General features: G+C 67.5%; 11 protein-coding genes, 1 tRNA gene and 1 pseudogene. 3 read left to right on the plus strand and 10 right to left on the minus strand.

All coding sequences use genetic code 11. The features are described from left to right. Positions 1-99: pseudogene (locus ACE3TL_RS14845) on the minus strand (RidA family protein); the annotation flags it as partial. A 140-nt stretch (positions 100-239) separates the two neighbouring features. After that, positions 240-674, minus strand: coding sequence for a phasin family protein (locus tag ACE3TL_RS14850; RefSeq protein WP_374532426.1), 435 nt, complete (start codon positions 672-674; stop codon positions 240-242). Between the two features lie 321 nt (positions 675-995). Between ACE3TL_RS14850 and ACE3TL_RS14855 the strand changes: the two genes are divergently transcribed. Continuing rightward, positions 996-2,270 (plus strand): D-alanyl-D-alanine carboxypeptidase, encoded by a 1,275-nt coding sequence (locus ACE3TL_RS14855; RefSeq protein ID WP_374579454.1) that lies wholly within the window; start codon positions 996-998, stop codon positions 2,268-2,270. A 7-nt stretch (positions 2,271-2,277) separates the two neighbouring features. Here the strand turns inward: ACE3TL_RS14855 and ACE3TL_RS14860 are convergent, their stop codons facing one another. After that, a complete protein-coding gene (locus ACE3TL_RS14860; RefSeq protein ID WP_374579455.1) occupies positions 2,278-2,694 on the minus strand; it encodes a J domain-containing protein in 417 nt (138 codons plus the stop codon). A gap of 10 nt (positions 2,695-2,704) precedes the next feature. Next, positions 2,705-3,523 carry a division plane positioning ATPase MipZ gene (locus tag ACE3TL_RS14865; RefSeq protein WP_374579456.1) on the minus strand — a complete coding sequence of 273 codons (819 nt, stop codon included), beginning with the start codon at positions 3,521-3,523 and terminating at the stop codon, positions 2,705-2,707. A 177-nt stretch (positions 3,524-3,700) separates the two neighbouring features. Between ACE3TL_RS14865 and panC the strand changes: the two genes are divergently transcribed. Beyond that, complete coding sequence (panC, locus tag ACE3TL_RS14870) at positions 3,701-4,555, plus strand: pantoate--beta-alanine ligase (protein WP_374579457.1); 855 nt, start codon at positions 3,701-3,703, stop codon at positions 4,553-4,555. A 4-nt stretch (positions 4,556-4,559) separates the two neighbouring features. Here panC and ACE3TL_RS14875 read toward each other — a convergent pair whose 3' ends face one another. Both ACE3TL_RS14875 and ACE3TL_RS14880 read right to left on the minus strand, forming a co-directional pair. Beyond that, positions 4,560-4,961 carry a DUF1489 family protein gene (locus tag ACE3TL_RS14875; protein ID WP_374579458.1) on the minus strand — a complete coding sequence of 134 codons (402 nt, stop codon included), beginning with the start codon at positions 4,959-4,961 and terminating at the stop codon, positions 4,560-4,562. 10 nt (positions 4,962-4,971) lie between these two features. Continuing rightward, entirely contained in the window at positions 4,972-5,808 is an 837-nt protein-coding gene (locus tag ACE3TL_RS14880) for an enoyl-CoA hydratase-related protein (RefSeq protein ID WP_374579459.1), read from the minus strand. 190 nt (positions 5,809-5,998) lie between these two features. Between ACE3TL_RS14880 and ACE3TL_RS14885 the strand changes: the two genes are divergently transcribed. Continuing rightward, entirely contained in the window at positions 5,999-7,774 is a 1,776-nt protein-coding gene (locus ACE3TL_RS14885; RefSeq protein WP_374579460.1) for a patatin-like phospholipase family protein, read from the plus strand. Between the two features lie 232 nt (positions 7,775-8,006). Here ACE3TL_RS14885 and ACE3TL_RS14890 read toward each other — a convergent pair whose 3' ends face one another. The 4 genes from ACE3TL_RS14890 to ACE3TL_RS14905 all read right to left on the minus strand — a co-directional run bounded on the left by ACE3TL_RS14890 (position 8,007) and on the right by ACE3TL_RS14905 (position 11,361). Continuing rightward, the gene (locus ACE3TL_RS14890) at positions 8,007-8,417 is read right to left on the minus strand and encodes a DUF3574 domain-containing protein (protein ID WP_374579461.1); all 411 of its coding nucleotides are present in this window, start codon (positions 8,415-8,417) and stop codon (positions 8,007-8,009) included. Between the two features lie 43 nt (positions 8,418-8,460). Then, positions 8,461-9,714 (minus strand): lysozyme, encoded by a 1,254-nt coding sequence (locus ACE3TL_RS14895; RefSeq protein ID WP_374579462.1) that lies wholly within the window; start codon positions 9,712-9,714, stop codon positions 8,461-8,463. A 68-nt stretch (positions 9,715-9,782) separates the two neighbouring features. Then, positions 9,783-11,213, minus strand: coding sequence for a magnesium transporter (mgtE, locus tag ACE3TL_RS14900; RefSeq protein WP_374579463.1), 1,431 nt, complete (start codon positions 11,211-11,213; stop codon positions 9,783-9,785). 63 nt (positions 11,214-11,276) lie between these two features. Beyond that, positions 11,277-11,361 (minus strand) — tRNA-Leu (locus tag ACE3TL_RS14905). Positions 11,362-11,400 lie beyond the last annotated feature (39 nt).

The following is an 11,400-nucleotide window of genomic DNA, read 5'->3' on the forward strand; positions in this document are numbered from 1 at the left end:
CGACCGCACGAACGGCACGTAGTTCGCAACCGGCGGATTGGGTTGCGGCAGGGTGACGCCGAGGCTGGCGAGGCGGTCTTCGACTTGCGACATGCCCAAGGTCTAGAGCGTGCCAGCTTCAAGTGGAAGCCGGAAAGGCGCGCCGCGCCACGACCCTGTAAAGAGAAAAGGCCCGCGCCGTTCCCGGCGCGGGCCTTTCAAGGTTTGGACGCCCCGGCGCGCGGGGCGACCGGAGAGATTTAGCGGGCCGCTTGCAGGCGCTCCACGGCGGCGGTGACGCGCTCGTTGAGCGGCTTCACCGCGTCCTTCATCGAGGTCGAGACGATGTCCGACATCTTCGAGACTTCGGCGATGTAGGCGTCGAGGGCCGACTTGGCGTAGGCGGTCTGCAGTTCGATCACTTCCTGCACCGACTTGGCTCCCGAGAGCGACTTGGCGGCGGCCACATGATCTTCGACGGCCTTCTTCGAATAGGCCATCGCCTGGGCGCCGAGCGCTTCCGCGCCCTTGGCCTGGGCGGTGACCGAAGCGATGACGGCTTCGAGGTTCTTCTTCGAATGGGCGTTCAGCTCGTTGAGCTGGGTCAGCGACTTCTCGACCGCGTCCTTGAACGCGACGTTGCCGGCGGCGGTGAATTGTTCGACGGTGTTCTTGACGGTCTCGGCGGCGGCCATGGGAGGGCTCCTTAGGTCGGAATTGGACGGCGTGTTGCGACGCAAACTTGACTGGAAACTTGCCTTGAACTCACGAGGAAGTTCTCATGTTGCACTGCAGCGGTCAAGTGAATTTTTGTGCACCGCACAATGACCATTTTCGCTGGTTGAGCGCATTTTTCGCCCAAAAGGCGATCACGAGAGTTTTGATCGAAATCGGCGCGACAAATCGGCTCGTTCAAGTCCTGTTTACCATCGCGCAAGGCTACCCCTGGCATGCTACGAGTCATCCGAAGCAGCCTTCTGGGGTTGCTCAACCCTTTGTATCGACGGACGAACCGTATGTTCGAGCGCGCCCGCCGCCTGTTTGCGTCAGTTGTTCTCGCCGCTGCGACTACGGTCGCGCCGGTGGCTTCGACAGCCCAGGCCCAGGTTCCTTACCTCCAGCTTCTCCCCGCCAGTCAGCCGAAGTACGCCGCCGTCGTCGTCGACGCGAAGACCGGTGAAGTGCTTTATGCCAAACGCGCGGACAGCCCGCGGTATCCCGCGTCGATCACAAAAGTCATGACGCTCTATCTGGCGTTCGAGGCCCTCGCCTCCGGCCGCCTCAAGCTGGACGACGAGATCGTGGTGTCGCCGCGCGCCGCGGCGCAGGCGCCGACCAAGCTGGGCCTGCGCGCCGGCGACAAGATCGCCGTCCGCGACGTGATCCTGGCCATGTGCACCAAGTCGGCCAACGACATGGCGGTGGCTATGGCCGAGAAGCTAGGCGGCAGCGAAGCCCGCTTCGCCGCGATGATGACCCTGCGGGCGCACGAACTGGGCATGCGCAACACCCGCTTCGTCAACGCCTCCGGCCTGCCCGACAGCCGCCAGATTTCGACCGCCCGCGACATCGCCATTCTCTCGCGCGCGGTGATGCGCGACTACCCGCAGTACTATGGTTTCTTCAGCGCGAAGAACTTCACCTATCGCGGCGTGACCATGCGCAACCACAACGGCATGCTGAACACCATGCCGGGCGTGGACGGCATCAAGACCGGCTACACCAACGCTTCGGGCTTCAACATCGCGGTCTCGGGCGTGCGCGACAATCGCCGCCTGATCACCGTGGTGCTGGGCGCGCCGTCGACCGCGGTGCGCAACGAAAACGCCGAGGACCTGATGCTGACGGGCTTCGACGTCATGGCTCGCCGCGATCGCGGCGAGAACATCACCATCGCCCAGAACCTGTTCGACCCTGAGCCTTCCGGCCCCGTCACCCGTCCGTCGATCGCCCAGGGCGACGGCGAACAGGATGGCCTGAAGATCGTGCTGGCCTCTGCGCCCCCGCCCGCTTCGGCTTCGCGCACCAAGATCGTCGAACCCGGCAAGAAGGGCGGCAAGTGGATGGTGCAGGTCGGCGCCTTCAAGTCCAAGGCCGACGCCAAGGAACAACTCGCCCTGGTCAGCAAGCGTTTCGGCAAGCACTTCGACCCGCGTGACGGCCAGGTCGGGAACAAGGTGGGTGGTTCATACCGGGCGCGTTTCTCCGGCTACACCGAAGCCTCGGCCCGCGACGCCTGCCAGGCTCTCAAGGCCAAGCGCCTGGCCTGTATGGTGATCAAGCCCGCCTGAGGGAAGGCTATTTCTTCAGCAGACGGTCCCTGGCCGCGTTGAGCTGCGCGGCCAGGCCGCTGGTCCCGCCCTTGTCGGGATGGGCCATGCGCATCAGGCGGGCATAGGCTTCCTTGATTTCAGCCTGTGAGGCGTCGGCCGATACGCCCAGGATCGACCGCGCCTCGGTCTCCCCCATACGCTCGCGCGGCGGCGGGGCAAGGACGGTGCGGCGCGTGGACATGAGCAGCCACAGCCCGACCACCACCAGCACGATCGACTTCCCCCAGCCGCCGCGCAGGCCGACATAGGCCGCCGCCGCAAAGCAGGCGATCGCAAACGCCCCGGCCAGAAAGCGCCACTCGCGCCGCTTCAGGATCGGCTTGCCGCGGCCCAGCCACACGAACATCGCCAACGCCGCGCAGCCGATCGCAAGATAGAGCATGGAAGCTGCGCTATTGCGCCGCCAGCAACTCGGCCGCGTCGCTCAGGCCGAGCGACTCCATGAGCGCCCGCAGTTCCTGACGCGCCGCGACATGCTGCAGGGACATCGCCACCGGGCGGATCGTCGGCGACAGGTCGGCGACGGTCAGACCAAAGGGGAACAACTCGCGATAGATCACCCGGTCGCGCAGACCGGGGCCGACGCGGAAGCCCACACGGCGCGACAGGGCCTGAACCCGCTCGTCCAGGCGCTTGCGGTTGCGCGCCTCGGTGGGAGCGAGGCGGTTGCGCAACACGATCCAGTCGATGGACTTGCCGGTCTGCACGGCCCGCACCTTGCGGCTGTTCCAGACGGTCTCGGAATAGAGGCTCGGGCGCTTCAGATCGAGGGTGACCGGATCGACCACGCCCAGCATGTCGAAGTCGACGAAACTGTCGTTCATCGGCGTGACGATGAGGTCGGCCAGGCCGTGGGCCGCGCGGCCGATGGCCGTGTCGCTGCCGGGCGTGTCGATCAGCACGAAGTCGGCCGCCCCGGCCGCCTTGCCGAACGCTTCCTCGAAACGCCCCACCGCCTCGTCGTCGGAAGCCTTGGCCAGTTCGGCGCCCAGGGGAAACTCTTCGGGAACCGGCGCGATCGCGCCGTTGGCCGCGAGCCAGGCCCGGCGATGGGCGAAGAAATGCGCCAGCGACTGCTGGCGGACATCCAGATCGAGCGTCGCGACCTTCGCCCCACCATGCAGCAACGCCGTGGCGATATGGATGGCGATGGTGGACTTGCCCGCCCCGCCCTTCTCGTTCCCGACGACGATCACCTTGGCTTGTGACATCGATCTCAACTCCACCACCGATTCGGCGACGATGCGCCGATTCCAATTCGTTAACAGGAACCTCTACGGCGACGCTGCGTCAACGCAGGTCGTCATGCGGCCTGTGGATGGAATGGACGCGAACGCCCCACCGCGCCATAAGCCCCACACTCCCCAATCAAGAGCCTGCAGCCCGCCATGTCCGAGTTCGCCATCGTCCGCACCGTCGCCGATCTTCGCGCCCAGGTCGGCGCCTGGAAACGGAGCGGCCAGAGGGTGGCGCTGGTTCCCACCATGGGCGCGCTGCACGAAGGACATCTGTCCCTGATCGCCCTGGCCAAGACCCGCGCCGAGCGGGTCGTCGCCAGCGTGTTCGTCAACCCGACCCAGTTCGGCCCGAACGAAGATTTCGACGCCTATCCCCGCGGCGAGGCGCGCGACGCCAAACTGCTGGCCGGCGCCGGCTGCGACCTGATGTTTGCACCGGGCGTCACGGAAATGTATCCACAGGGGTTTTCCACAAGCATCTCCGTGACGGGGGTCTCCGAACCGCTCGATGGCGCAGCGCGGCCCGGACACTTCAACGGCGTTGCGACCGTGGTCGCCAAGCTGCTGCTGCAATGCGGGCCCGACGTGGCGGTGTTCGGCGAGAAGGACTACCAGCAGCTTCAGGTCATCAAGCGGCTGGTCCGCGACCTGGACATTCCGGTGGAGATCGTCGGCGCGCCGACCTCGCGGCTGCAGGACGGCCTGGCCCGCTCCTCGCGCAACGCCTATCTCAGCGAGGCAGAACGCGAGGTGGCCGGCCGGATGAACCTCGCCCTCTCCGAGGCGGTCCGCCGGCTGAAGGCAGGGGAACGCGTCGAGCGCGTCGAGGCGACCGGCCGAGCGGCTCTGGAGCGCGCGGGTTTCCAGCGCATCGACTATTTCGAAGTCCGCAACGCCGATGACCTGTCGCATCCCGGTCCTGGTGCCTTGAGCGTTCCAGGGCGGGTCCTGACCGCCGCCGTCATCGGCAAGACCCGGCTGATCGACAACATGGCCGTGGAATAGCCGCCTACCAGGCGCCCGCCTCGCGGAGTTGGCGCGCCAGTTCGGGCGGAATCTCGCCATCCTCGCCGCCATCGAGGTCGGGCGGCGCATCCTTGCCGTCCAGATAGCGCCAGCCCTGGAAGGCGCGCCGCGGCGTCGGCGCCACCCGCACGATCTTCGGATCGACCGTGACCTCACAACGCGCCGTGACGCCCTCTCCCACCGTATCGACCGCCAGAATATGCTGGCGGCAGAGGATCATTCCCTTGAAGACACGATAGAGCGATCCGCCTTCCAACAGCTCGGACGCACGTTTCGGAGTCTGTCGGGTGTGCATGATCCAGGGACGCCCCTGCCCCGCATGCCAGTCGAGCAGGTCCTCGATCGTGTCGCAGCCCACGACCAGCTTGATCATGTGAAGCGGCATGAACCCGCCCTCAGAGCGCCCAGCTCGGCTTGCGCTTTTCGAGGAAGGCGCGCACGCCCTCCTGGCCTTCCGGACTGACGCGGATGCGGGCGATGCGGCGAGCGGTCTCTTCCATCACCTCGCCGACCGGGCGATAGGCCACCTCGTCGACCAGCGTCTTGGACTCGGCCACCGCTTCGAGGCCGCAGGCCATGATCTCCGCCGCCAGCCGCTCGCGGGCGGCTTCGAGCGCCGCGGCGTCCTCGACCACTTCGGTGAGCAAACCGACCTTCTCGGCTTCGGCGGCGTCGAACACCTTGCCGGTGGCGAACAGGCCGCGCGCCCGCCGTGGGCCGACGGCGGCCACCACATAGGGACTGATGGTCGCAGCGATCAGGCCGAGCCGCACCTCCGAGAAGCTGAACTTCGCATCCGACGTGGCGACCGCGAGGTCGCAGGCCGCAGCCAGGCCCGCCCCGCCGCCGAAGGCGCCGCCCTCGACCAGGGCGACGGTCAGGGCCGGAATGTCCCAGAGGCTCTTGAACATCCTGGCCAGTTGCATGGCGTCGTCGCGATTGTCGGCCTCGGAACGATCGGCCGCCTCGCGCATCCAGTCCAGATCGGCGCCGGCGCTGAAGGTTCCCCCTGCGCCGCGCAGGAAGACGATGCGAACCCCCTCGGCCCCCTGCAAGGTCTCGAAAGCCTCGTGCAGGGCGGCGATGAGCTCGGCGTTGAAGGCGTTGCGCCGCAGCGGCCGGTTCAGCACCACGGTCGCCACACCCTCGGGCGTCGCCTCCAGATGGACCAGCTTCGACGCCACGTCGGTGTCGGGCGCCGCGACCAGCGGATCGGCGATGGGATTGGTCATGTCTGTCGGCTCCTGCGCTTTCTCTTCAACGCCGAACCCTGGCGAAGGGTCGGCCAAGCCATAGCCCCGCGCGGCCGTCCAAGCTAGGTTGGTGCGACAGGTCTGGCCGCAGCATCGCGTTCTGGATTCAAGATGGGTGGAGCGGGTTCCGATCGCAAAGCCGGATTCACTTTTGCGGACGGCGCTCTAGGTGGTCAGCCTTCCCGATATTCCAACCGACTCGGCCCTGGCGCGGCTGTTCTATGAGGAGCGCAGCCAGGGCGAGGCGACGTGGTTCTCGCTGCCGGGCGGCGCGACCCTGTTCGAGGCCGGAGAACCGGCCGACCATCTCTATTTCGTGCGCGCCGGGCGGCTAGGCGCGTTTCGCAAGGAAGAAACCGGCGAGCTCCAGTTCCTGGGCGTGATCCGCCCCGGCGAGCCGGCCGGCGAGATGTCGCTGATCGCCGGCGCGCCGCATACCGGAACGGTGGTCGCCCTCCGCGACTCCGAGATATTCGCCTTGCCGCGCGACGTCTTCTTCGAGGCCTGCGAGGCCGACGCCCATGTGATGACCGAGCTCGCGCGGCTGATGATCCTGCGAAGCCGGCAGGCCGCGACCAAGACCTCGGTCGGCACGCCGTCGGTCTTCGGCTTCGTCTCCACCGGGCCGCCGCTGGCCGTCCGGCCGCTGATCGACAAGGTCGCCCATGAGGTCGGCAAGCTCGGCTATTCGGTCACCGTGGTCGGCGTCGAGGCCCAGCACGCCCCGACCGAATGGTTCTCCGAGGTCGAGCGCGACTACGACTACGTCCTCTATGTCGCCGAGGCCGAGGATATCGGCTGGAAGACCGTGGTCGGCCGCCAGGTCGACCGGTTGTTCCGCGTAGCACGCGGGGACGCCGCGCCCCCGGCCGACGGCCTTCCTCACAACGAGCCCCTGCAAGCCCAAGGCCTTGTCGACCTCGTTCTGGTCCAACCGAAAAGCCGCCAGGCGCCGCAAGGATCGCAGGCCTGGGTCGATGCGCTGAGCCCGGCGCGCCTCTTCCATCTGCGCCGCGACCAGGGCGAGGATCTGCGGCGCATCGCCCGGCTGCTGACCGGCCAATCGGTCGGCCTGGTGCTGTCCGGCGGCGGCGCAAGGGCCTATGCCCATGTCGGCGCGATCCGCGCCCTGCGCGAGCGCGGCGTGCCCATCGACTTCGTGGGCGGAGTCTCGATGGGCGCGATCATCGGGGCCGGGGTGGCGATCGGCTGGAACGGACCCGAACTCGACCACCGCATCCGCGACGCCTTCGTCGACACCAGCCCGCTCGACGACATCGCCCTGCCGCTGCTGGCCATGACTCGAGGAGAAAAGGTCCGCGACCGGCTGGCCAAGCATTTCGACGACATCCAGATCGCCGACCTGTGGCTGCCCTTCTTCTGCGTCTCGTCGAACCTGACCACCGGGACCTATCAGCTTCACCGCAGCGGCCGGCTGCGCGACGCCCTGCGGGCCTCGATCTCGCTGCCCGGCGTGCTGCCGCCGGCGACGACGGCCGACAACGCCGTGCTGGTCGACGGCGCGGTGATGAAGAACTTTCCCGCCGACCTGATGCGCGCCGCCCAGCCAGGTCCCATCGTCGGGGTCGACGTCAGCCGGGGCCGGTCGATCACCGCCGACGATGTCGCAAGGCCCGAGTCGGTCTGGCGGTGGATTCGGTCGGGCCAGTGGCGGAAGGGGCCGCCCATCGTATCGCTGCTGATGCGGGCGGCGACGGTCTCCACCGGCCGCGATCTGGCTGCGGCGCGCGAGGCGACCGACGTGCTGGTCACGCCCGACCTGACCGGGGTCGAGATTCGCGACTGGTCGGCGTTCGAGCCTGCGGTCGAGGCCGGCTATCGCGCCACGATGGAGGTGTTGGACCAGCTCGACCGACCGGTCACCGAACTACGCCGACGCCCCAGCCGCCACGAAGCCGCCTTGGCCTTGCAGGCCGCCGGTTGATCGAAACGATTGCAGGGCGGGCCAGCCTCCCCCATATTGAGATTCCTGTTCAACAGCTGAAAGGAGGTGGTCCGGTGTCTCATTGTCATCATCCGCAATCGGAAGTCGCGGCACGGGTCGCCGCTTACGAGGACTCCAAGTAAGCGCCGAGTTGCGAGCCGCCTTGCGGTTCCGACAATGGAAGGGCCGGTTTCCGAAAGGAGGCCGGCCCTTTGTCTTTTCCGAAATGAGCCTAGAAGCCGACGCAGGCCGGCTGGGTGACCAGCAGCACCGACTCCTGATGGAAGCGGGCCTTGTAGGCCTTGCGCACGTCTTCCAGCTTGCGGTTCGCCTCGGGACCGTTGGGCAGGACCAGGACGATCACCTTGGCCGCCTCGCGGATCAGCTTGTTCTCCTCGCCCTTCCACTGACCGCCGCCCTCCATGACCGTCAGGCCGTTGGGGAAGCGCGGGGTCAGTTCTTCGTCGACGAACTTGCGGAAGTCCGCGTTCGAGACGCCGGGCTTGCCGCCGATGTTCTGCCCGAAGAAGAGCTGCGCGGTCCTCATTGGCTCCTGCCCGACCGGACAGTGCGGCGGCGAGGTGGCGCAGCCGGCCAGCGCCAGGGCGGCCAGGAGCACAGCGATGGGAACAGATCGCGTCATCGCCGCTGGTTAGCACGCGTCGCACGCGCGGCGGAACCCGTGGCTATTCGTCGCGCTCGAGCGTGGCCGGGACGTGTTCCACCTCGGAGCGGCCCAGTCGGTCGAGGATCATGTAGACCGCCACGCCGATCAGGCCGACACCCGCGATCCCGGCCAGCCAGACGATGGTGCCCGGATTGACGCCCGCATTCGGCTGAGGCGGCGGCATGTTGATCGCCCAGAAGAGGCAGCCGCCGAACAGGCCGACGCCCGCGGCCGCCAGGCCTGCAGCGGGCCCGAAACCGCCCGGTCGTGCGGCCTGCGGCTTCGGCGGGGCCTCGACGGTCTCTGTCAGTTCCAGCGCCGCATCCGGCTCCAGTTCGGCCGCCACTTCCGGCGGCGCGGCGGGCTCTGCTGGTTGGGTCCCCGGCGAATCGAACAGTCCCGGCTCGTTCGCAGCCGTCAGTTCAAGCTTCGGCGCTTCCGGCGCGGGCGGCGGCTCGGCCTCCTGCTCGTCGGGCGGGGTGAGTTCGAAGGCCGGCGCAGAGGCAGGCTCCGGCTCTTCGTCGATGATCAGACGCGGGGGCGGAGGCGGAATGTTCGCGGGAGCAGGCTGCGACTCCTCGCTGAAGATCGTGGAAAGCCGCGAAGAGACCGCCGCTGCGGCGGCAGCCGCCGGGCTGGGCGCGTCGTCCTCGACCACCTTGGCGGCGACTTCCTGGCGGCTGGGATCGCGCTCGACGCGAGCCGTCGCGCCTTCCATGGGCGCGTTCAAAGCAGTCGGCGCCTGGCGCGGCACCACGCCCGCCGCGTCCAGATCGACATTGGGCCGGAGCACCGGCGAGGGAACCGGCACCCAGCCGTCCACAGGCGTCAGGAACAGGGTCTTTTCGGCCGAGCGGCGACGCACCAGGGCATCGACGACGATCACCTCGCCCTCGAACTGCGCCTTGCGCCACAGCTCCATGGCGCAGGCGGCCTGGATCAGGGCGCCTTCGTTCAGGCGGCGCAGCACCGACGAGCGGCGGAAACCCTCCAGGCCAATGTTGAAGGCGAAGGCGACCAGGGCGTCGAACTGGTTCTGGTTCAGCGGCGTGAACACCCACTCGTTCACCGAATGGGAGACGGCGATCAGGTCGTAGATCAGGAGAGCTTCAGCGTCCTGTTCCGAGACTTCGGCGCCTTCGCGCGCGGTCAGGGTATGGCCATAGCCGATCGTCCAGCAGCCGTCGGCGAGCTGGGCGGACTTCCGGCGATAGCCTTCGAAGCGCTTGATCAGCTCGATGGCCGATCTCGACACCTGGTGACGCGGTTTCATTGGCGGGTTGACCCATCCTGACACACGGGCGCACGCGCCCATGGCTTGGCGGGCAAGATAGAGGCCGCTTAGAGCAGGATCACGCTGGCCAGGCCCAGGAAGACGAAGAAACCTGTGAAGTCCGTGGCGAAAGTCACGAAAACTGAGGATGAAACCGCCGGATCGCGTCCCATCCGCTCCAGCACCAGCGGCGCCAGCACCCCGACCAGCCCGGCGACGAACAGATTCACGATCAGGGCCAGGCCGAAGGTGAGCGAGAGCTTCAGGTCGTGGAAGAACAGGAAGATGGCGACGCCCGTGGCCAGGGCCAGGGCCGCGCCGTTGGCCAGCCCCACCGCCATCTCGCGGAAGATGGTGCGATAGGCGTTGACCTCGGACAGCTCCTTGCTGGCCAGGGCCCGCACCGCCACCGCCAAGGCCTGGGTCGCCGCATTGCCGCCCAGCGAGGCGACGATGGGCATCAGCACAGCCAGGGTGACGAGTTTGGCGATCTCGCCCTGGAACGCCTGGATCACGCTGGCCGCCAGGGCCGCCGTGAGCGTGTTGACCGCCAGCCACGGCAAACGCGCGCGGATGATGTCGAGGACGTCGGCGTTTCGGCCCGCGTCGGACACCCCGGCCAGGGCGAGGATGTCTTCCTCGCTCTCTTCCTGGATGACGCCGACGATGTCGTCGACGGTGATCTGGCCGACCAGGCGCCCGCCGCCCTCAACCACCGGGGCGGAGATCAGGTGGTACTTGTCGAAGATGTAGGCGACCTCTTCCTGGTCCATGGTCACCGGGATTTCGGTGACCGCCTCCATGAGCTGGGCAAGCGGCGCGCTGCGGGCCGCCCGCAGCAGGTGGCTGACCGGAATCGCCCCAACGGGCTTGTAGCTGGGATCGACCACATAGATGTCGAAGAACAGCTCGGGCAGGTCGTCGCCTTCCTTGCGGAAATGGTCGATGGTCTGGCCCACGGTCCAGAACTGCGGCGCCGCCACCACCTCGCGCTGCATGATGCGGCCGGCGGTCTCGTCCTCATAGGCCAGGGACGATTCGATGGCCGTCCGCTCGGTCTCCGGCATGGCCGCCAGGACCTGGACGCGCTTGTCGGCCTCCAGGTCGTCGACGACGTCGGCGGCATCGTCCGAATCGAGTTCGCCCAACGCCTTGGCGAGCGTCGCCGGGGCGACCGTCTCCAGCACTTCCTCGCGGATCTCGGTGTCGAGTTCCGAAAGAATCTCCGCCAGGGCTTCGGGCGCGAGGTGGGCCAGTATCTCCTCGCGGTAGTCCGCCGACAGGAAGCCCATCAGATCGGCCACGTCGGCCGGGTGGAGCGCGCCCAGCAGCTCGCGCAGGCGCTCGGCGTCGCCGCGGTCGGCCGCGTCGACCACCATGGCCACGAATTCGGGATTTAGGGCGTAGTCCTCGCCAAGGGCGAGGTCTTCCAGGTCTTCCTCAAGTTCGGGAGAGGTCTTGTCGCGGGCTTCGGTCAGGTCGGCCGTTTCGCGGCTCATGCGGACCTCCCAGGCGTGCGACGAAGATGGAACTCTAGCGCTGTTGAAGACCCTGTTTCACACTGGTGCGGTCGAGAAGACTCGAACTTCCACGGGTTGCCCCACAGCGACCTCAACGCTGCGCGTCTACCAATTCCGCCACGACCGCTCGTGGTGAGGCGCGGCAGGTAGCAAACCCCCGCGGCTT

The sequence above is a fragment of the Phenylobacterium sp. genome, from assembly GCF_041920015.1.
Taxonomy (GTDB): Bacteria; Pseudomonadota; Alphaproteobacteria; order Caulobacterales; family Caulobacteraceae; genus Phenylobacterium.

Excerpts from the sequence above, each read along its gene's own strand:
- ACE3TL_RS14850 (WP_374532426.1), bottom strand. The coding sequence starts at position 674 with ATGGCCGCCGCCGAGACCGTCAAGAACACCGTCGAACAATTCACCGCC.
- ACE3TL_RS14855 (WP_374579454.1), top strand. The coding sequence starts at position 996 with ATGTTCGAGCGCGCCCGCCGCCTGTTTGCGTCAGTTGTTCTCGCCGCT.
- ACE3TL_RS14860 (WP_374579455.1), bottom strand. The coding sequence starts at position 2,694 with ATGCTCTATCTTGCGATCGGCTGCGCGGCGTTGGCGATGTTCGTGTGG.
- ACE3TL_RS14865 (WP_374579456.1), bottom strand. The coding sequence starts at position 3,523 with ATGTCACAAGCCAAGGTGATCGTCGTCGGGAACGAGAAGGGCGGGGCG.
- panC (WP_374579457.1), top strand. The coding sequence starts at position 3,701 with ATGTCCGAGTTCGCCATCGTCCGCACCGTCGCCGATCTTCGCGCCCAG.
- ACE3TL_RS14875 (WP_374579458.1), bottom strand. The coding sequence starts at position 4,961 with ATGCCGCTTCACATGATCAAGCTGGTCGTGGGCTGCGACACGATCGAG.
- ACE3TL_RS14880 (WP_374579459.1), bottom strand. The coding sequence starts at position 5,808 with ATGACCAATCCCATCGCCGATCCGCTGGTCGCGGCGCCCGACACCGAC.
- ACE3TL_RS14890 (WP_374579461.1), bottom strand. The coding sequence starts at position 8,417 with ATGACGCGATCTGTTCCCATCGCTGTGCTCCTGGCCGCCCTGGCGCTG.
- ACE3TL_RS14895 (WP_374579462.1), bottom strand. The coding sequence starts at position 9,714 with ATGAAACCGCGTCACCAGGTGTCGAGATCGGCCATCGAGCTGATCAAG.
- mgtE (WP_374579463.1), bottom strand. The coding sequence starts at position 11,213 with ATGAGCCGCGAAACGGCCGACCTGACCGAAGCCCGCGACAAGACCTCT.